General features: G+C 65.5%; 19 protein-coding genes and 1 tRNA gene. 3 read left to right on the top strand and 17 right to left on the bottom strand.

Annotated features, from left to right (window positions below; translation table 11 throughout):
- Positions 1–237 precede the first annotated feature (237 nt).
- From AC5ZG1_RS10765 to ygfZ, 9 genes are all read right to left on the bottom strand, one after another.
- Complete coding sequence (locus AC5ZG1_RS10765; protein ID WP_496132823.1) at positions 238–2,115, bottom strand: CHASE2 domain-containing protein; 1,878 nt, start codon at positions 2,113–2,115, stop codon at positions 238–240.
- A 6-nt stretch (positions 2,116–2,121) separates the two neighbouring features.
- Complete coding sequence (locus AC5ZG1_RS10760; protein ID WP_456645801.1) at positions 2,122–2,655, bottom strand: FecR domain-containing protein; 534 nt, start codon at positions 2,653–2,655, stop codon at positions 2,122–2,124.
- A gap of 230 nt (positions 2,656–2,885) precedes the next feature.
- The gene (locus tag AC5ZG1_RS10755) at positions 2,886–3,860 is read right to left on the bottom strand and encodes a zinc-dependent alcohol dehydrogenase family protein (protein WP_496132822.1); all 975 of its coding nucleotides are present in this window, start codon (positions 3,858–3,860) and stop codon (positions 2,886–2,888) included.
- 52 nt (positions 3,861–3,912) lie between these two features.
- Positions 3,913–4,488 carry a TetR/AcrR family transcriptional regulator gene (locus tag AC5ZG1_RS10750; RefSeq protein WP_028166918.1) on the bottom strand — a complete coding sequence of 192 codons (576 nt, stop codon included), beginning with the start codon at positions 4,486–4,488 and terminating at the stop codon, positions 3,913–3,915.
- 37 nt (positions 4,489–4,525) lie between these two features.
- Complete coding sequence (locus tag AC5ZG1_RS10745; RefSeq protein ID WP_496132821.1) at positions 4,526–7,216, bottom strand: DUF2339 domain-containing protein; 2,691 nt, start codon at positions 7,214–7,216, stop codon at positions 4,526–4,528.
- Between the two features lie 118 nt (positions 7,217–7,334).
- Complete coding sequence (locus AC5ZG1_RS10740; RefSeq protein ID WP_496132852.1) at positions 7,335–7,841, bottom strand: tyrosine phosphatase family protein; 507 nt, start codon at positions 7,839–7,841, stop codon at positions 7,335–7,337.
- 235 nt (positions 7,842–8,076) lie between these two features.
- The gene (locus AC5ZG1_RS10735; RefSeq protein WP_456645805.1) at positions 8,077–8,691 is read right to left on the bottom strand and encodes a YfbR-like 5'-deoxynucleotidase; all 615 of its coding nucleotides are present in this window, start codon (positions 8,689–8,691) and stop codon (positions 8,077–8,079) included.
- A complete protein-coding gene (locus AC5ZG1_RS10730) occupies positions 8,688–9,314 on the bottom strand; it encodes a DNA-3-methyladenine glycosylase I (RefSeq protein ID WP_130225585.1) in 627 nt (208 codons plus the stop codon). Before AC5ZG1_RS10730 ends, AC5ZG1_RS10735 begins: the two co-directional genes overlap by 4 nt.
- Positions 9,311–10,192, bottom strand: coding sequence for a CAF17-like 4Fe-4S cluster assembly/insertion protein YgfZ (gene ygfZ / locus AC5ZG1_RS10725; RefSeq protein ID WP_496132820.1), 882 nt, complete (start codon positions 10,190–10,192; stop codon positions 9,311–9,313). Before ygfZ ends, AC5ZG1_RS10730 begins: the two co-directional genes overlap by 4 nt.
- 129 nt (positions 10,193–10,321) lie before the next feature.
- Here ygfZ and AC5ZG1_RS10720 point away from each other — a divergent pair, with 129 nt between their 5' ends.
- Positions 10,322–11,656: a dihydroorotase gene (locus AC5ZG1_RS10720; protein ID WP_496132819.1), complete on the top strand. Its 1,335-nt coding sequence runs from the start codon at positions 10,322–10,324 to the stop codon at positions 11,654–11,656.
- A 127-nt stretch (positions 11,657–11,783) separates the two neighbouring features.
- Here the strand turns inward: AC5ZG1_RS10720 and AC5ZG1_RS10715 are convergent, their stop codons facing one another.
- From AC5ZG1_RS10715 to AC5ZG1_RS10700, 4 genes are all read right to left on the bottom strand, one after another.
- Positions 11,784–12,047, bottom strand: a complete 264-nt coding sequence (locus AC5ZG1_RS10715) for a hypothetical protein (RefSeq protein ID WP_130225582.1) — start codon at positions 12,045–12,047, stop codon at positions 11,784–11,786.
- Positions 12,048–12,191: 144 nt separating this feature from the next.
- A complete protein-coding gene (locus AC5ZG1_RS10710) occupies positions 12,192–12,569 on the bottom strand; it encodes a TIGR02301 family protein (protein WP_027582989.1) in 378 nt (125 codons plus the stop codon).
- Positions 12,570–12,632: 63 nt separating this feature from the next.
- Entirely contained in the window at positions 12,633–13,088 is a 456-nt protein-coding gene (locus tag AC5ZG1_RS10705) for an NUDIX hydrolase (RefSeq protein ID WP_496132818.1), read from the bottom strand.
- Between the two features lie 149 nt (positions 13,089–13,237).
- Positions 13,238–13,741 (bottom strand): hypothetical protein, encoded by a 504-nt coding sequence (locus AC5ZG1_RS10700; protein WP_496132817.1) that lies wholly within the window; start codon positions 13,739–13,741, stop codon positions 13,238–13,240.
- Between the two features lie 72 nt (positions 13,742–13,813).
- Between AC5ZG1_RS10700 and AC5ZG1_RS10695 the strand changes: the two genes are divergently transcribed.
- Positions 13,814–14,575 carry an SOS response-associated peptidase gene (locus AC5ZG1_RS10695; protein WP_496132816.1) on the top strand — a complete coding sequence of 254 codons (762 nt, stop codon included), beginning with the start codon at positions 13,814–13,816 and terminating at the stop codon, positions 14,573–14,575.
- A 224-nt stretch (positions 14,576–14,799) separates the two neighbouring features.
- Here AC5ZG1_RS10695 and AC5ZG1_RS10690 read toward each other — a convergent pair whose 3' ends face one another.
- Genes AC5ZG1_RS10690 through AC5ZG1_RS10675 form a run of 4 tightly spaced genes read right to left on the bottom strand, consistent with a single transcriptional unit; the run spans position 14,800 to position 18,306 of the window.
- Positions 14,800–15,381, bottom strand: coding sequence for an NUDIX domain-containing protein (locus AC5ZG1_RS10690; RefSeq protein ID WP_496132815.1), 582 nt, complete (start codon positions 15,379–15,381; stop codon positions 14,800–14,802).
- A complete protein-coding gene (locus AC5ZG1_RS10685; RefSeq protein ID WP_456645834.1) occupies positions 15,378–15,812 on the bottom strand; it encodes a GNAT family acetyltransferase in 435 nt (144 codons plus the stop codon). The genes AC5ZG1_RS10690 and AC5ZG1_RS10685 overlap by 4 nt, the downstream gene beginning before the upstream one ends.
- Before the next feature lie 20 nt (positions 15,813–15,832).
- Entirely contained in the window at positions 15,833–17,260 is a 1,428-nt protein-coding gene (locus AC5ZG1_RS10680; protein WP_496132814.1) for an FAD-binding oxidoreductase, read from the bottom strand.
- 26 nt (positions 17,261–17,286) lie between these two features.
- Complete coding sequence (locus AC5ZG1_RS10675; RefSeq protein WP_496132813.1) at positions 17,287–18,306, bottom strand: L-threonylcarbamoyladenylate synthase; 1,020 nt, start codon at positions 18,304–18,306, stop codon at positions 17,287–17,289.
- A 69-nt stretch (positions 18,307–18,375) separates the two neighbouring features.
- Here AC5ZG1_RS10675 and AC5ZG1_RS10670 point away from each other — a divergent pair.
- Positions 18,376–18,452, top strand: a tRNA-Pro gene (locus AC5ZG1_RS10670).
- The last annotated feature ends 146 nt before the right edge of the window (positions 18,453–18,598 follow it).

Here is an 18,598-nt window from a genome sequence, read left to right as displayed (position 1 = left end):
TTTGCTTGATTCGGTGCGGCCGCGGTGTTCACCTCTCCCATAGGGAGAGGCATAGGCCGCCTTCGGCGGCCGTTACTAAGACACGCCGAAGCGTAGCTTCGGCTACGGCGCAGCGCCGGGTGAGGGGTTATAGTCTCTCGACGGGGCTCTTCCCCCTCACCCGGATCGCATTCCGCTGCGCTGCATGCGATCCGACCTCTCCCCGATGGGGAGAGGTAAGGTACTTCCGATCTGATCTCATCGCACTTTAGCTTGGCCGCGCGAATCGTTGCGCCATAGCCAGACTGAGAGCGGGCGGGTGCGTCCGCGGATGAGCGTCTCGCGTGGGCCGGTGAGCGTGCCGCTCTCGAACAAGGCGGAGGCGGGGCCGGTCCGTTGCAAGAGGTCGTCGCTGAGCGCGAGTGGCGTGCCTTCCTTGGCGGCAACCTCCATCAGACGGCTCGCCACGTTCACGGTATCGCCGGTCGCGGTGATGTGCTGATAGCTGCCGCCGAGCCGCGAGGCGACGATCGGCCCGTAATGCGCGCCCACCTTGAAGCCGATCCGGGGCGCCATCGTTCCCGGCAACGAATTGATCCATTGCGCGATGCGGTTGCAGAGCGTGACTGCACAGTGCGCGGCCTTGCGCGCATCGTCTTCGGTCGCTTCCGGCAGGCCGAACAGGATCATGGCGCCGTCGCCGAGGAAGCTCGTGATGATCCCGCTGTGCGACTCGACCTCCTCGTCGACGAGGGTGTGAAAATCTTTCAGCAGCGCAAGCCCCGCGTCGATATCGAGCGTCTCGCTCAATGCCGTGAAGCCCGAGAGGTCGATGAAGATCACCGCCGCATCCTGGTGCCGCGGCTCCAGCAGGAACGCCGGATTGCCGGTCAGCCATTTGTTGAGCGCCGGCGCCTGGAATTGCTGCAACAGGTCATTCTTCATCGCAAAATATTGCGCCTGCCTGCGGTTCAGCCAAAGCTGGATCGAGCCGAACAGGATCGCCGGCGGCGCGGCGGCGGCAATCGGCAATGCGGCGCTGAGCCAGATGCCGCGCGAAAATGCGACGTAGTTCATGACAGCCCAGATCGCCACGAGCGCCGCGATCGAGAGCAGGCCGGCTGCGCTGCGCCGCCACGCCAGCAAGCCAACGATCGCAAGCGTGAGCGCCACCGCCAGGATTGCGTCGGCCAGGCGTATCGACCGATTGCGCAGGATGCCGCCGCCGGTCATCAGGTGATCGATCGCGGTCGCGACGATCTCGACACCAGGCATCACGGGATCGAACGGCGTCGGAAACACGTCGCCGCCGCCCGTCACGGTCGCACCAATGACGACGACGCGGTCGCGGATAGCCGGTTGCGCGACCTCGCCGTCGAGTACCGATGCGGCACTCACCGTCGGTACCGTGCCGCGAGGGCCGTAATAGGCGAGCGGCAGCACATGATCGATGTCAGTCGGAATGCTCTGACCCGCGAGGCGAACGCTGTCCGGCTCGATCACCGGATCGTGGCCTGCGGCCAGCGCTACGACGCGCAGCGGAAACGCCAGCTCGACTTTGTCGCTGGTGCGGACCAGCAAGGGAATGCCGCGCGGCGTGCCCGATTTGTCGGTGGTCAGGTTGACGACGCCGACAACAGCATGTTCAGCGAACGCTGGCAGTGGGCGCAGGAATCTCTCCGCCCGCGGCAGCCGCGCGAGCGGGCTCTCGTCATCCGCCTCCAGCATCTGGATCGCATCGGGAAACACGGCGGCAGCGGCAATGGCGGAAGGGCGCTTTGCGAGCGCTTGCGCCAGCGCCGCATCGCCGCCGTCCTTGCCCTGGTCAAGGAGCAAGAGATCGACTGCGATCGCGCGCGGTGCGTAGCTCCCAACCTTCTCGATGATCGCGGCGAGGTCGGCGCGCGGCAGCGGATAGCCGCCTCGCTTGGCGACTGTCTCATCGTCGATGGCAACGATCGTGACGAGATCGGGCGCCGCGCGCTCACCGCGTGCCGATAGGCGCAGGTCGGTCAGCGCGCCTTCGGCGCGATCGAGGAATTGAACGTCACCGTTCCAGTAGCCTATTCCCAGCGCGGCCGCCCAGACGAGTGAGAGCAGAAGCGCGATCGATGTTTGAGGGATCCGGCCGCTCACCAAGGATCATTGCCCGAGGCGCGCGAGCAGCGCATCGACGCGCGGCTGCCCCCAGCGCTTGACCGTCAGCGGCTCGTTTCCCGGATCGACGTCGACGCCTTCGCCCGGACCAAGCACCACCTGGTTTCCGCCCCGTGGCCGGCGCACCGCGACCCGGCCCTGCAGCACGAGCACTGATGTCCTCGCCTCCTGCACATCGACCGCCCATTTGGTCCCGCGCACGGCGGCAATCGCTTGTGGCGTGTTGACGCGAAAGCGATTCTTGCCGCGCATTTTGGCATCGTCGAGCAGCAGTGCCTTGCTCTGCAGATCGACTGCCATGGCGCTGCCATCGTGGCCTTGCAGCGTAAACCTCGCGCCGTCCTCGGCGACGATGATGAGGCCGTCGTGGCAGACCAGGATCTGCGTTCCTCGCGCGCCCGCCTGCGATGGACAAGTCGCGGCCATCGTCTGCGCTGCCGCAGGCTGGATCGCAAGTGTTGCGCAGATGATCGCCAAGCTCGCCAGCCGCGCGAGCGCTCCCGCAATGTCTCGGTGCAAAACGCTCCCCTCTTAAAATGGTCAGTCGCTGCAATATAGCTCTTTGAAGCGCACACTATGTCTAGAAAATGTCTGCCCGGGTGCAGTGCAATGGCGCGAGCCGACGCGACAACTCGTCATGCACAAAGTCATGCACAAAGTCGCGTCACAGGGGCGTGATGTCAGGCACGCCCCGAGGCAGGCGCGCGGGCGTGATAAAGAACCTGCCGATTTATCCCGTCTGCCCTCGGTCAGTCCGGCGTGAACAGCGCCTTGCCGCGATTCCTCTGCGCCGCCGACACGGCTTCGGGGATTTGCGAAAAACGGTAGGTACCTTCGACCGGCGCGCTGATCGCGCCCGAGGCCACCAGCGGCGCCAGGTGTTCGTACATCGCGCTGACGTGCGCGGCGGTGGCGCTGTTGAACCAGTTGGCGAGCCAGAAGCCGCGCATCGCGATGTCGCGGAAGATGAAGGGCTGTGCCGGACCGACGAAGGGCTTGTCGCTGATTGCGCTGTAGAACACCAGCACGCCCTTCGGCGCCAGGCACGTAATCAGATTCATCGTCGCGGTATCGGCGACGCCATCGATGGCGAGCGCGATCGGCGCACCGGCGGTCTCGGCGGCGACGCGCTTGTTGAGGTCGGGTCCGTCGACCAGCACGACGTCGCCGCCGCTCGCCTTGAGATCAGCCACGACTTCCTCGCGTCTGACGATATTGACCGTCTTCAATCCAAGCGATTTCGCGATCCCGATCACCGCGCGGCCGACGCCGGAATTGGCTGCGTTCTGGATCACCCACGCGCCGGGAGCCAATGTGGCGAACTCGGTGAGCAGCAGGTAAGCCGTTGCGGGATTGATGCCGAGCATCGCCAGTTGCAGCGGATCGCCGTCGGGAAGCGCCCGCAGCCTGCTGGCGTCAGCCTTGATGCGCTCTGCCCAGGCCGGCGAGGGATAGGGGATGAGAGTGCGGTCGCCCTGCTTCAGATGCTTGACGCCACGACCGACCGCCACGACGCGGCCGACACCCTCCGTTCCGACGATGCTCGGCAGCTTCGGGCGGTAGCCGTAGCGGCCCGAGATCATCAGGAGGTCGCTCATGTTGATGGGCGACGCCTCCAGCGCGATCACGACTTCGCCGTCGCCGGGAGCGCCGACATCGGCGACGTCGACGAGCCTCATAACATCGGCGGGATTGCCGAATGCTTCGATCTGGATCGCCTTCATGGCAATGGTCTCCGCTGTTATGTACTTATGAGTACATAATGAGCGGCCAAAGTCAAACAAGGAGGCGCATGATCTGATCGAGTGTGGCGCGAACGCTGGCCGCGCTCGGCTTGTCCTTCGCCAGGACCATCAACCCGATATAGACCGCCATGATCGTGTGCGCTGCGGCATCGGGATCGAAACCGGCGCCAAACTGCGCGCGATCGGCGCGAAGCCTGTCTCGCAGCAAATGCTCGAGTTTCCGGTTGAAAGCTTCGATCCTGGTGCGCACGTCCTTCTGTTCGGCAATGCCGTCGGCCGACGCGTTGATCGACAGGCAGCCGCGGCTGCCCTTGGCGCCCGAACAGCGTGGAATAAAGGCTGCGAGCCAGCGCTCGATCGCCTCGCGTGCAGATGATCCCTCGTTGATCACCTTTTCGGCATGCGCAACGATACGCGTGTGGTAGCGATCGAGCACGGTCAGGAACAGCGCGTTCTTGTCGCCGAAGGCGGCATAGAGGCTCGGCTTGGCGAGGCCCGTCGCTGCAGTGATGTCGTCGAGCGACGTGCCCTGAAAACCCTTCTGCCAGAACACGTCACGCGCAACGTCCAGCACTTCATCGGGATCGAAACTGCGCGGTCTTGCCATGCCGCCTATCTACGCGTTGGCACGAGCTTCGCCAAGCTCATCCCACGCCAGCGACCGGGGGTGGTGCCGTTTGTCGCCGGAACAGGATGCGCTGGTAGAACCAGCCGATCGCGACCAGCACCACGCCGAGGCACATGAAGGACAGCGCGCGGTAGACGCCCGTGAGCTGCGACATGTCGACTACGAACGCCTTGACGATGGTCAGCGCAATGACGGCGGCAGAGGCCATCCGCGCACGCTGCGAGCCAACGACGATGCCGATCCCGAGCAGCACGACGCCGAACGCCAGCCAGGCAATCGAATAGGTGTATTGCTCGGCGCCCGTGGTCGGGCCGTGCGACAGCACGGGGCCGTGGTAGAGCCGGCGGATTTCGAAGCTGACATAGGTGAGCGCGAGGATCAGCGCGCCGGCCGCGAGCGTGTTGCCGTAGGCGGCCGGGCGCCGTCCCGCAACCGCATAGGACAACAGCAGCGCCAGCACCGCGGGCAGGGCATAGCCGAGCAGGAGCAGGTTGACGAAGCTGCCGCCGACATCGATCGGCCACAGGATCGGCGTCTCCAGCAGCATCAGACCGAAGACCGCGGCAAGACCGGCGAACACGGTCAGCAGCACCGCACCGATATTGTGCACGATGCTGACCGTGCGGATGCGCAGACGCTCGAGCCCGATCGCCATCGCCAGCGCCGTGCAGACCTGCAGCGCGACCTCGGTGAGGCCGGCGCTGTTGCGGTAGACGTCGCCGTCGTTGATGGCGTGACGGATCTCCATGAAGGCGAGCAGGACCGTGAACAGGATCGCGGCCGATTCCACAGCGCGGAGCGGCGCGTCGTCGCCATGGCGGCGCAGGAAGATGCTGGCTGCCCAGAACGAGGCCGCGGGAATGCCGTAGCCCCACAACAGCCAGTTGAAGATCGGCGTGCTGCCGACGGCATCGCCGACGATACGCGGTTCATAGCCGATGCGCAGCACCACGATGCCGGCGAGGATCGCAGCAAGCGTGCGCAGGAAGGCGATCGGCCGCTGCAGGGAAATCCAGGCGGTGCCAAGCGACATCAGCGCCAGCGCAATCGTGAGCCAACCCTTTTCCAGCGCGAATGTGAGCGCGAGCGCCAGTGCGGCGAGCGTGCCGGTCGCAAACAGCGCGATCGAGGCGGAGTGTCCGGGCCGGTCCTCGCGCCTGGTCAGGAATTCGGTGGCGGCGGCGAAGGCCGCGGCGAGCGGTACGGCGAGAATTGCGAACGGAATCGAGCGGTCGAGCTGCGCGATCCGGGCGTAGAGCGCGATCAACAGCGCCAGCGGTGTGAAGGTGGCGGCCGCCGCCCACTGCACGGTGATTGCAGCCGTTGCGAAGCGGCGCTGCGCGAGGAAGCCGCTCATGCCGAACATGCCGGCGAAGATCGTCGCCGTGGTCAGGTGCAGCGAGACCGAGCCGTCGGTGGCGTTCGGCCCGATGCCGGGCAGGGGGCCGCCGGGCAGCACCAGCATGTCCGGATTGCCGCGCACCGCCCATTCGGCGAACACGACGAACACAAACAGCGCGGCGGCGCCGATCGCGGCAGTGGCCGCCGGCGTCCGCCAAGCAACGAGGAGGCTGCCGGCGACCAGGAGGCCGAAGGTGATCATCGCGGGGTCGGCGTGAAAGCTGTTCAGCACGATCAGCAGCGCGCCGAACAGATAGGCGATCAGCGAGCTTGATGAGATCGACTCGACCTGTTCGCCTTCCGCCTCCGGACCGAACATGAAGCCGCAGACGACCAAGAGCGCGGCGAGGATGAATCCCGCGACGACATGGAAGGCATGCGGCCCGATCATCGACGGCCCGCATTGCAGGCAGGGGAAGGTCCAGAGCAGCGCGAACACCACCGTGGTAACGGCAAGCCAGCGCCACAGCCGGATGCGGGCGAGGCCGAACGATGCTGCGGTGACGATCGCCAGATAGATGTAGAGCGCCCAGAAATCCGGCTTTTCGGATGACACGAGGATCGGCGTGGCGAAGGCGCCGACGACGCCAAGCCCGGCCAGCGCCGGCCCGTGCAGCAGCGCCGCAGCGAGCGTGCCGAGCGCGACCAGTCCGAGCAGCACGAAGGCGGTGGCCGGCGCGAGGAAGTCGTAGAGCGCGTAGGCTGCGTAGACGGTCGCGAATGCCACAGCCGTTCCGGCGGCAGTGAGGATCGCTGGGATATTGGCAATCGGCAGCGTCGCGATCGTGGAAATGCTTTCCTTGCGCCGCGTCCATTCGCCGGCGCCGAGCAGCGCCAATGCGAACAGGCCGCCGAGCATGGTGCGCACGCCGGGCCCGAGCAGCCCGGCTTCGATCGAATAGCGCACCATGAAGAAACCGCCGAGCGCCAGCGTCAGGCCGCCGAGCCACACCACCCATCGGGTGCCGATGGTCTCTTCGAAGCCGGGTTGTGTCGGTGGCGGAGGCGCAGGCGGCGCGCCGGTTGGCGCGTCCGGTTCTGCAGCCTGCTCGGTCTTGGCAGGTGCGGCCTGGATGGCCTCGGGCGGCAATGGTGGAGGCGTGGCCGCAGCCGGCGGCGAGGTCGCACGCGTCGGCTCAGGCTCGTGCTCGGGGACGAGTGGCGGCGGCGATGCCGGCCGTATTGCCGCAGCATTCGCACCTTCGAGGGCCTCCAGCCGCATGCGCAATGCGGCCACTTCGTTCATTGATTTCAGCGCAAAAGCAAATGCGACGATCGCAATGACAAAAACAATGAACTCCAGCATCAGGCCTCCGGGCCGGCGCGCGAGGGGCGTAACCAATCACGTCCGCGGTCGTCGCAATCCATTGAGTGGAGGTTGCCCCGCAAAAAGTTCAATCATCAAAGTGGCATTTCCGCGCGGCTCACTCGAGGTCGACCCGAAAAGGCTGGTTTTCGACGCTCATCGCGCCGGGGCCGATCTCGTCGAGTGCGCGAACCATCCGGCCCTCCCGCCCGAGCGCCTTGTCGGCGAGGCTCACCATCAGCCGGTTCGGCGACGCGATCGGGGAGGCGGCGCGAATCTGGCGCGCGATCTCGGCCTCGTCGCGATGCGGATTGAGCGCACAGGCGGCAGCGAAGGCGCTCGCGGTCGAGCGGCTGATGCCGGCGTAGCAGTGTACCACCATCGGCGCGCTGCGGTCCCAGCTCCGCACGAAGTTCAGGACCTGCTCGATGTGCCGTGCCGACGGTGCGATGAAGCCGTCCATCACTTCGGTGATGTCGTCGACCTGCACGCGCAGATGGTTGACCTCGAGCACGGAGGCCGGGCGCTGCACCTGGGCGATATTGGCCATCACGGTGAGGATGTGGCTGGCGCCGGTCAGTCTTACGGTTTCGGGAAGCAGGGCAAGCGAGCAGACGTGAAGCATCATGGTCCTTCGGCGACGTGACTGGCCTCAATTATAGCCGCTGCCGCAGGGTGGGCAAAGCCGCCCTTCGCGATGCCAGTTATCGCGCCCTCGCCCCTTGTGGGAGAGGGCCGCTCCGGCATGGCCACGAACTCGCTTGGGTGAGGGGGTCTCTCCACGCGCACGATCGCCCGTGGAGGCAACCCCTCATCCGGCGCTTCGCGCCACCTCTCCCACAAGGCGAGAAGGGAAGAGATCACGCCGCCACCGCCTGGAAGCGTTCGAGGAACCGTTTCTCGGCCTTTGCTGCGGTCCAGGGCGTGAGATAGTCGCGCTCGGTCGCCGCGGGCAGCGCGGGATCGCGGCCGAACAGGCGCTTGGCTTCGGCTTCCGAAAATCCCGCCAGACGCGTTGCTTCGAGATAGGCGGCGCCGCGGTCGGCAGCCTTGATCTGCTGCGTGATCTCGTCGGCCAGCGCCGGCGGCAGGCCGAAGCGGATGTGGATCGCGGAGAGCAGGCGCTTCTCCACCGTCTTGTAGTCGCCGCCGAGCACCGCCTTGAACGGCGAGATCATGTCGCCGATGACATATTCCGGCGCATCATGCAGCAGCGCCGCGCGCCGCACGCTGACATCGACGCGCGGCATCTGCTGGCGCATCACCGCCTCGACCAGGAGCGTATGCTGGGCAACCGAGAAGATGTGCGCGCCGCTGGTCTGCCCGTTCCAGCGGGCGACGCGGGCGAGCCCGTGGGCGATGTCGGCGATCTCGATGTCGAGCGGCGACGGGTCGAGCAGGTCGAGCCGCCGCCCGGACAGCATGCGCTGCCAGGCCCGCGCGTCCTGCTTCGGCGCCGGTGATCTTCCGGTCATTTCACTTTGAAGCGCGGGCTGCGATGCTTGCCGCCGCAAGCCTCGTGGCAGAAGCAGGTCACGAGATGATCGTTGACGATGCCGGTCGCCTGCATGAAGGCGTAGACGATGGTCGGGCCGACGAACTTGAAGCCGCGCGAGGCCAGTTCTTTCGAGACCTTGATCGACAGCGGTGTCGAGGCCGGCACGCTCGCCGTGGTCTTGAACTCGTTGACCTTAGGACGGCCGTCGACGAAATCCCATAGGAATTTCGAGAAGCCCGGCCCTTCCTCCATGATCTTCAGATAGGACTTCGCGCTTGCGATCGTGCCCTCGATCTTGGCGCGGTTGCGCACGATGCCGGCATCGTTCATCAGCGCATGAACCTTCTTGTCGTTGTAGCGCGCGATCTTCTCGGGCTGGAAATCGTCGAAGGCTTTACGGAAATTCTCGCGCTTGCGCAGGATCGTGATCCAGGAGAGGCCGGCCTGGAAGCCGTCGAGAATCAGCTTTTCGTAAAGCGCGCGGTCGTCATATTCCGGCACACCCCATTCCTCGTCGTGGTAGGCGACGTAAAACGGGTCTTCGCCCGGCCACGGACAGCGAATCTTGCCGTCGGGATGCAGTTGCGCAGTGCGGCTCATGCGACGGTCTTTTTCGGTGCGGCGCGCACAACATCAGGCTCGGCAAGCTTCAGACCAAGGCCGCCGGCGGAGAGCGAAAGTCCGGCATCGAGCGCATCAGCGACGCGGTCGGTGCGGATCAGCGCCAGGCCGTTCTGTCCCGCGGCCGAGCCCATGGTGCCGACCTGCTTGTCGCCGGCGACGATGGTGGCGCCCGGTTCGGGCGCCAGATCGTCCAGGATGATCTTGACGGTGCGCGTGCGCGCGGTGCCGCGATGCTGCATCCGCGACACGACTTCCTGGCCGACATAGCAGCCCTTGTCGAAATCGACGCCGCTCAGCCGGTCCATGTTGGTCTCGTGCGGGAACGCGTCGCCATAGCTGAAGTCGAGCCCGCCGCGCGGGATGCCGCTCACAATGCGATGCGCCTCATAGGCGGCGCTGTCGACGAGATCGGCGCCGATGAGACCTGCGACCTTGGCTTTCAAATCTTCGGGCACCACGATGCGGAAACCCATCGCGTCGCTGCGCGGATCGGCGAAGCAGAGATCGGGCTTCATCGCCGGCTCGCCGTCCCAGGCGGCCAGTACGCCGAGCCCGTCGGACAGATTCTCGACCGCGACCTTTGCGCGCAGCTTGTAGAAGCGCAGCTTGTCGGTCAGTGCTGGCGCGAGCGCGCGCGGCACATCGATCAGGAAGCCGCCGCCATGGCCCGCGGGCGCCTCCGTGATCAGGAAATCCACGATGATCTTGCCCTGCGGGGTCAGCAGCGCGCCGAACCGGCCCATGCCCGGCGCAAGATCGGTCAGGTCTGATGTGACGAGGCCGTTGAGGAAGTTGCGGGCGTCCTCGCCCGTCACCTTGACCACGCCCCGATCGGGTAGAAATGCTGCTTTCATGCGGCTTGTTCGGCCCTTTTCCAAGGTTCCTTTGGGAAACGGAGCTAGCGGATATCCCCTGCCAAGTTAAGGCGCTAAACTGTGCCGAACAAGGCCCGGGCGGCGGCTTGAAGACCGGCATGAGGAGCGATGAATCAGCGTTTTGATACCATTCTAAAATCCGGCACCGTGGTCAATCAGGATGGCGAGGGCGTCCGCGACATCGGCATCAGGAATGGCCGTATTGCCGAGATCGGCGGTCTCAACTGCGATTCCGCCGACGAGGTGATCGACTGCAGGGGCCTGCACGTCCTACCCGGGGTGATGGACACCCAGGTGCATTTCCGCGAGCCCGGGCCGATCCACAAGGAAGATCTCGAGACCGGATCGCGCAGCGCTGTGCTGGGCGGCGTCACCGCCGTGTTCGAGATGCCGAACACCGACCCGCTGACGGTGACGGAAGCGGCCTTCACCGACAAGGTGAAGCGCGCCCATCACCGCATGCACTGCGATTTCGCCTTCTTCATCGGCGGCACCCGGGAGAATGTGCAGGATTTGCCGGAACTCGAACGTGCGCCGGGCTGCGCCGGCGTCAAGGTGTTCATCGGCTCCTCCACCGGCACGCTGCTGGTCGAGGACGATGAGAGCCTGCGCCGCATCTTCAACGTGATCCGCCGCCGCGCTGCGTTCCATGCCGAGGACGAATATCGCCTCAACGACCGCAAATCGCTCAGGATCGAGGGCGATCCGCGTTCGCATCCGGTCTGGCGCGATGAGGTCGCGGCGCTGATGGCAACGCAGCGGCTGGTCAAGCTCGCGCATGAGACCGGCAAGCGCATCCACGTGCTGCACATCTCGACCAAGCAGGAGATCGATTTCCTGCGCGACCACAAGGACGTCGCCTCCTGCGAGGCGACGCCGCATCACCTCACCATGGCGGCGCCGGAATGCTACGAGCGGCTCGGCACCCACGCGCAGATGAATCCGCCGGTGCGTTCGGCCGACCATCGCGAGCGGATCTGGTACGGCGTCGAGCAGGGCATCATCGACGTGCTCGGCTCCGACCACGCCCCGCATACGCTGGAAGAGAAGGCGAAGACCTATCCGGCCTCGCCCTCCGGCATGACCGGCGTGCAGACGCTGGTGCCCCTGATGCTCGATCACATCAACGCCGGCCGGCTGTCGCTGGCGCGTTTCGTCGACCTCACCAGCGCGGGCCCGGCGCGGCTGTTCAACATCGCCTGCAAGGGCCGCATCGCGGCCGGCTATGACGCCGATTTCACCGTCGTCGATCTCAAGCGCAGCGAGACCATCACCAACCGGTGGATCGCCTCGCGCGCGGGCTGGACGCCCTATGACGGGATGCGCGTCACCGGCTGGCCGGTCGGCACGTTCATCCGTGGCAAGCGGGTGATGTGGCAGGGCGAGGTTGTGACGCCGTCGCTGGGCGAGCCGGTGCGGTTTTTGGAGACGTTGAGGGTGTAGTTCTCCGTCATTGCGAGCGAAGCGAAGCAATCCATTGCCGCCGCGAATCGGGGTGACAATGGATTGCTTCGCTTCGCTCGCAATGACGGCAGAACAAGCGGGTGATGACGACTGAGCGCGTGGAGACCTACTGCCGCGCCAGTATCAGCGAGAATTCGCCGTTGCGCACGCGCGCCGGCAGTCCCTCGACGAACTTCGCCACCGCCTCTTCGCCATAGGTGCCGACCAGCTCGGCCAGCGCGGCGAACAGGCTCGCCTGCGCGAGGCAGTCGCCGTCGATGCCGTCATGACGCGCTTCGGCCCAGGCCTCGTTAAGGTAGGAGAGCGCGGCCTGCTTCTGCTCGTGGTCAGGCAGGGGATCGCGGGCAATCGAGAACGCTGGAATGCGCATGAAACTCACAGGCAATGTCGGCGCGATTCACGGCGAATCACGTCATGCACAAAGCTGTAGCATGCAGATTGGGCACGCCTAGGCCACATCTTTAGGAAGGGTTAATGGCGCCGCCCAAGGTAAACCGATCGTCTATTCGTTCAATCAGTTAGCATAGCGCGCGGTCAGGTCGCGCGAGATCTTCGAACCTTCCTCGACATAGCGGCGGATCGCCACGACCGCTGCCGGCGTGCAGCTTCGGTAGGTCTGCTGGAAGCCGTTATAGCCGCGGTTGAAGCCCGCGATCATGCGGGCGCGGCGGTCGCCGGAGGGGGTTTCGGCGTCGATCAGCGCCTGCATCTCGTTGCGCCATTTGGCGCCTTCGTTGCTGCCGCAGATGCCGCGCAGATAATGCAGGGTGCCGAGGATCTCGGCGAGCCGCTGCAGGTCGCCGTCAAACGGCGCCGCGGCATCCTCCGCCCGCGCAGGCGAGAGGTTGCACGCCGTGACGAGGATGAGGGCGGCCAGGAGAACTTTCGACATGGCCGCGTCATATGCCTGTGGATTGTGCTGCAGGCAAGGCGCGGGATCTCGCGCCAGAGGGCTTCAAATCAGCCGCCGGGCGGCCTGAATCACCTCCTGCAGGCCACCGGTGACCTTGAGATCGCCGATCGCATCGGGCTCGAGCCATTTGAAATCATCATGTTCGTCATTCAGGTGGGGTTCCCCCGCCATCCATCGCGCCGCGAACGACATGATCAGATAGTGTCCGCCGCCGGCCGCCCCGGGCAGCACCTCGCGCCAGCCGGCCAACGCCACGATGTCGATCTTGAGCCCTGTCTCCTCGTCGACCTCCCGGTGCAGCGCCGTATGCAGGGATTCGCCGAATTCGACCCGGCCGCCCGGCAGCGAGTAGAAGCCCTTGCCCGGCGAGCGGGCGCGGCGGACCAGAAGCACCTTGCCGTCGCGAAAAATCGCGCCGGAAACGGCAAGCTGTGGACGGGCAGGCTGGGCGGGGGAAGTCAAGAGGCGATCCAGAACCGGGGAAACCGACCAGATCATGCCCGATTGGGAACGAGAGGTCTAACCGTAGAGTTCGTCATGCCCGGGCTTGACCCGGGCATCCACGCCTTCCTTCGTGGCTGGAAGGACGTGGATGGCCGGGACAAGCCCGGCCATGACGGCGAGAGTGATATTTGTACCCGGTTCAGCTACTCGCTCGCCATGATCCGTTCGATGTCGGCTTCAGTGCCGCCGTTGATGATGCCGCCGGCGAGGGCGACCAGCGGCTTGACCCAGATCGTGGCCTGTTCGGCTAGCTTGGCACGGGTCTTGTCCTGGCGCACCTTGCCCATCGCGGCGCTTACCGCCGTCAATATCGAGGTCATCGTGTTCGTGATGTTGTCGAATTCGGCGCGGGTCGTGGGATCGGCCGATTCGTAGGCTTCGATTGCGAGGTCGCGCGCCCTGAAGTTGGAGGCCGTGAAATGCTCGGCATAGGTCAGCGGGTGCCAGCTCATGAAATCCTCGGCGCATTCCGGCATATCCGGAATCAGCTCGAGCAGCATGATGGCTTCGTTGAAGTGATTGAGGTAATCGGTGGCAAGCCCGGTGCGCGGATTGATGTTGGCGGCGCGCAATTGCGCAGCCCGGGCCTCGTCCGGGCCCGCCGGTCGCGGTGTCGGGCGATCGGATTGTGCTGCCGTTGAGCCCATGGCGTTCATCATGCCCAGTGTTTGACAGGGGCGGTTAAAAGGTCCTGAACGAGTACTTATTTTTCCCGGATTATGTGCGGACGCTTCGTTATCACCTCGCCGCCGGAGGCGATCAGGCTGCTCTTCGGCTATGCCGAGCAGCCCAACTTCCCCCCGCGGCACAATATTGCGCCGACCCAACCCGTTCCCGTGGTGATCCTGGAGAACGGCGGCCGGCATTTCCGGCTGATGCGCTGGGGGCTGGTACCCGCCTGGGTCAAGGATCCCCGTCAGGTCGGGCTCTTGTTCAACGCCCGCTCGGAGACGGTGCTGCAGAAGCCCGCCTTCAAGAACGCGATCCGGCGCCGCCGCTCGCTGATCCCGGCTGACGGCTATTATGAATGGCACGACGAGGGCGGCCGCAAGCGGCCCTATTTCATCCATCGCCGCGACCAGCAGCCGGTCGGCTTCGCCGCGCTGGCGGAAACCTGGATCGGCCCGAACGGCGAGGAGGTCGATACGGTCGCGATCATCACCGCGCCGGCCAGCGCGGATCTGGCGAGATTGCATCACCGCGTGCCCGTGACGATTTCGCCCGACGCCTTCGAGCGCTGGCTCGATTGCCGCAACGACGAGGTCTCGCTGGCGATGCCGCTCTTGAAGGGCCCGGCGGTCGGCGAATTCGTCTGGCATGAGGTCTCGACGCGGGTCAACCACGCCGCCAATGACGATGCGCAATTGCTGCTGCCGATCACGGACGAGGAGCGCGCTGCCGAGCCACAGAAGCCGAAGCGGGCGACACCGCGCAAGCCATCGTCGCCGGTGGAAGACGACGGGCAGGGGAGTTTGTTCTGACGGGTGGGCAAAGCGTACGTGCCCATCATCCTTGCGCGATGTGGCTTGTTGCGCCCTCTCCCCTTGTGGGAGAGGGCTGCTCGGACGGTCGCCACGGACTCCCTAGGGTGAGGGGTTGTCTCCACGCGCACCATCGGTTGTGGAGAGAACCCCTCATCCGTCGCGCATTTCATGCGCGCCACCTTCTCCCACAAGGGGAGAAGGGAAAGACATGACGCAAGTAGTCACCGGAAAATATTCAGCGCGGCGTATTGCACGAGCATGATGGTCTTGGCATCGACGATGCGGCCGTCTCTGATCATCGCCAGCGCTTCATCGAGTGGCAGCTCCAGCACCTCGATGTCTTCGCCCTCATGGGCAAGGCCGCCGCCGTCGCCGACCCGCATCGAGGAATCATATTCGGCGACGAAGAAATGCAGCTTCTCCGTCACAGAGCCCGGGCTCATGAAGGCTTCGAACACTTTTTCGACGTGGTGAAGCCGGTAGCCGGTCTCCTCTTCCGTCTCGGCGCGGATGCGGTTCTCCGGGGTCTCATTGTCCAGCATGCCCGCGGCCGCCTCGATCATGAAATCGTCATGGCCATTGAGGAAGGGCGGCAGGCGGAATTGCCGCACCAGCACCACGCTGCGCGCGGCGAGATTGTAGGGCAGCAGCGTGGCGGCATTGCCGCGGTCGAACACCTCGCGGTTCAGCGTCTGCCACGCACCGTCGCCGCGGCGGTAGTCGAAGGTCACCGACTTCAGCACGTAGTGCTCATCGGAGAGCACGCGCTCGTCCTTGATGTGGACGCGGTCGGAAATACTCATGGCGGCGTGCGCCCGTCGATCCATCTGGAAAACACGAGAAGCTGCTGCTCCTCATAGCCGATCGACTGGTAGAACGCGCCGACCTTGGCGTTTTCCCGCCGCACCAGCAATTGCAGTTTTGCAATGCCGGCCGCCTGGAGCCAGTCCTCCGCCGCGCGCATGATCACCCGGCCGTATCCCTTGCCCTGTCGCTCGGGATCGACCGCGACGTAATAGACCCAGCCGCGATGGCCCTCATGGCCGACCATGGCGGATGCGACGATCACCCCATTGTCGCGGCCGACCAGGATGTCCGAATTGGGCCCTCGTCGTGCCAGCGCGATATCGGCGACCGGATCGTTCCACGGCCGTGTCAGCCCGCAGCGCTGCCACAGTGCGACGACGTCAGCGACGTCGCTGTCGGACATCGGCGCGATGGCGAGCGCAGCGATAGGGGGTGGCGGTGCGACGTTCACAGTACTTTTCCAGGATTCATGATACCGAGCGGATCGAGCATCGCCTTGATGCTGCGCATCAGTTCGATCGCGACCTTGTCCTTCACATCGGGCAATTCATCGCGCTTGAGCACGCCGATGCCGTGCTCGGCCGAGATCGAGCCCCCCATCCGCAGCACGATGTCGAACACGACAGCGTTGACCTCATGCCAGCGGCCGAGGAAGTCGGCGCTGTCGGCGCCGATCGGCTGGCTGACATTGTAATGGATGTTGCCGTCGCCGAGATGGCCGAACGGCACCGGCCGCGCGCCGGGGATCAGCTTGACCACCGCGGCGTTGGCCTCTTCGATGAAGGCCGGGACCGCGGCGACCGGGACCGAGATGTCGTGCTTGATCGAGCCGCCTTCCGGCTTCTGTGCCGCGGACATCTCGTCGCGCAATTTCCAGAACGCCTGGCGCTGGCTCAAATTGGCGGCGATCACGGCGTCATCGACGATGCCATCTTCCATGCCCTCGGCGAGGATGACTTCCAGCGTATCGCGTGCATCGTCGCGCGGCGAGGAAAGCTCCATCAGCACATACCAGGGGTGCTTGCTCTGGAGCGGATCGCGAATGTCGATGCCGTGGCGGATTGAGAAATCCACCGCGATGTCGGCAAGCAGCTCGAAGCTGGTGAGGCTGCCCGCGGCTTCGGTTTGCGAGATCGACAATAGCTGCAGCGCATCCGCCGGCGATTTCAACCCGACAAAGGCTGTCTCGATTGCGCGCGGCTTCGGAAACAGCTTCAGCGTCGCCGCCGTGATGATGCCGAGCGTGCCCTCGGCGCCGATGAAGAGATTGCGCAGGTCGTAGCCGGTATTGTCCTTTTTCAGTTTCGACAGCGCGTTGAGCACGCGCCCGTCGGCCAGCACCACTTCGAGCCCGAGCGCCATCTCGCGCGCCACGCCATAGGCCAATGCGGCCGTGCCGCCGGCATTGGTCGAGAGATTGCCGCCGATGGTGCAGCTTCCCTCGGCGCCGAGCGAGAGCGGAAACAGCCGGTCGACGTCGCTGGCGCGCTGCTGAGCCACCTGCAGCACCACGCCGGCCTCGCAGGTCATGGTGTTGGAGGCGGTATCGATCTCGCGGATCTTGTCCATCCGCTTCAGCGAAATCACGACCTCGCCATGATGCGGCGTCTGCCCGCCGACCAGGCCGGTATTGCCGCCCTGCGGCACCAGCGCGATGCGATGCGCCGAGGCGAGCTTGCAGATCGCGGCGACTTCCGCGGTCGAGCCTGGGCGCAGCACCAGCGGCGAGCGCCCCTGGAACAGGTTGCGCTCCTCCACGAGGTAGGGCGCGATGTCGGTGGCATCAGTCACCGCATATTTGTCGCCGACGATGGCGCGAAACTTGTCGATCAGTTCCGGCGGAAGCTGCGGCGCTGGCGGATCTGCGATGTTCATCCCGGTCTCTTTCACTCCGGCCGCCTTCATTCGCGGCCAACGGCTGCGCGGCGCAGCCGGTCGTTGATGGCTTCGCCCAGACCGTGATGGGGAATGGGCATCACCGCGATCGCACGCGCGGCTTCGGTGTCGAGCGCGCGGAGATAGCCGAACAGATTGGCGGCGGCCTCGGCAAGATCGCCACCATCAGACAGATTCATCACGGCAGCCGCCGAATCAACCCCCGATATGCTCAAGGGCCCAAACGCCAGAAGCGCCTCTCCGGGCTCGATCCTGTCAGCGTTGAGTCGCACACGCGTGCGCGGGGCGTAGTGGGAGGCAAGCATGCCCGGCGCGAGCGGCTTGCCGCCGTCGCCCGGCGCGAGCGGCTGGCCGTTGTCGCTTTCGGCGTCCGCTGGAAGTTGGTCGAGCTTGTGGCCGAGCACGCGCTCGATCTCCGCGCGCGGCAGCCCGCCCGGCCGGAGCAGTGTCACGCGCTCGAAGCAGCCGACGATGGTGGATTCGACCCCGACCTCGACAGCGCCGCCATCGACGATCAGGTCGATGCGCCCCGAAAGATCGCTTGCGACATGCTCCGCCGTGGTCGGCGAGACATGGCCGGAGAGGTTGGCGGAAGGCGCCACCACCGGCCGGCCGAGGGCGCGCAGGATGTCGCGGGCCACGGGGTGGGCGGGCACGCGCACCGCGACGGTATCGAGCCCCGCGGTCGCAAGCTCCGCCACCGGGCAGCCTTCCGTTTTCGGCAGCACCAGCGTCAGCGGCCCCGGCCAGAACGCCTCGGCCAACGCGGTCGCCACCGCACCGAACCGGGCGATCCGCCGCGCGTCGGCGAGATCGCCGACATGAGCGATCAGGGGATTGAACGCCGGCCGCCCCTTGGCCTGGTAGAGATGGGCAATCGCGGTCGCATTGGTGGCGTCGGCGCCGAGCCCGTAGACGGTCTCGGTCGGGAACGCCACTAGGCCGCCTTTTGCGAGCACGCCGGCCGCCGCCGCGGTCGCGGCTGGTCCGGCCGGCAGGATCCGGGTTTTCAGGCTGGTTTCCACTGTGACTCAAATCCTCAAATGCGCGGCTTGCGGTCGTCCCAACCCGACGCTATAAGCCGCGTTCTCAGTCGGAGTGTGGCTCAGCCCGGTAGAGCACTGCGTTCGGGACGCAGGGGTCGCAGGTTCGAATCCTGCCACTCCGACCATATTCCGATGTGTTTTCAATCGCTTACGGTTTCGGTTGAGCGCGCCGCGCTCAACTATGGGTACCCCCTGCGTAGCACGCAGTGATCGGCCTTATAGTGAGCGCCGAACCGTCCGACAATCTCGACAATTTGCTTGAGGTCTGATG

Source organism: Bradyrhizobium sp. Leo78, assembly GCF_059512425.1.
This window is presented reverse-complemented; position numbering and strand designations above follow the sequence as displayed.

Coding starts and splice junctions, on each gene's coding strand:
- AC5ZG1_RS10700 (WP_496132817.1), bottom strand. CDS start 13,741: ATGGGCTCAACGGCAGCACAATCCGATCGCCCGACACCGCGACCGGCG.
- ygfZ (WP_496132820.1), bottom strand. CDS start 10,192: ATGAAAGCAGCATTTCTACCCGATCGGGGCGTGGTCAAGGTGACGGGC.
- AC5ZG1_RS10750 (WP_028166918.1), bottom strand. CDS start 4,488: ATGGCAAGACCGCGCAGTTTCGATCCCGATGAAGTGCTGGACGTTGCG.
- AC5ZG1_RS10740 (WP_496132852.1), bottom strand. CDS start 7,841: ATGCTTCACGTCTGCTCGCTTGCCCTGCTTCCCGAAACCGTAAGACTG.
- AC5ZG1_RS10730 (WP_130225585.1), bottom strand. CDS start 9,314: ATGAGCCGCACTGCGCAACTGCATCCCGACGGCAAGATTCGCTGTCCG.
- AC5ZG1_RS10715 (WP_130225582.1), bottom strand. CDS start 12,047: ATGCGCATTCCAGCGTTCTCGATTGCCCGCGATCCCCTGCCTGACCAC.
- AC5ZG1_RS10735 (WP_456645805.1), bottom strand. CDS start 8,691: ATGACCGGAAGATCACCGGCGCCGAAGCAGGACGCGCGGGCCTGGCAG.
- AC5ZG1_RS10720 (WP_496132819.1), top strand. CDS start 10,322: ATGAATCAGCGTTTTGATACCATTCTAAAATCCGGCACCGTGGTCAAT.
- AC5ZG1_RS10705 (WP_496132818.1), bottom strand. CDS start 13,088: ATGATCTGGTCGGTTTCCCCGGTTCTGGATCGCCTCTTGACTTCCCCC.
- AC5ZG1_RS10745 (WP_496132821.1), bottom strand. CDS start 7,216: ATGCTGGAGTTCATTGTTTTTGTCATTGCGATCGTCGCATTTGCTTTT.
- AC5ZG1_RS10710 (WP_027582989.1), bottom strand. CDS start 12,569: ATGTCGAAAGTTCTCCTGGCCGCCCTCATCCTCGTCACGGCGTGCAAC.
- AC5ZG1_RS10690 (WP_496132815.1), bottom strand. CDS start 15,381: ATGAGTATTTCCGACCGCGTCCACATCAAGGACGAGCGCGTGCTCTCC.
- AC5ZG1_RS10680 (WP_496132814.1), bottom strand. CDS start 17,260: ATGAACATCGCAGATCCGCCAGCGCCGCAGCTTCCGCCGGAACTGATC.
- AC5ZG1_RS10695 (WP_496132816.1), top strand. CDS start 13,814: ATGTGCGGACGCTTCGTTATCACCTCGCCGCCGGAGGCGATCAGGCTG.
- AC5ZG1_RS10755 (WP_496132822.1), bottom strand. CDS start 3,860: ATGAAGGCGATCCAGATCGAAGCATTCGGCAATCCCGCCGATGTTATG.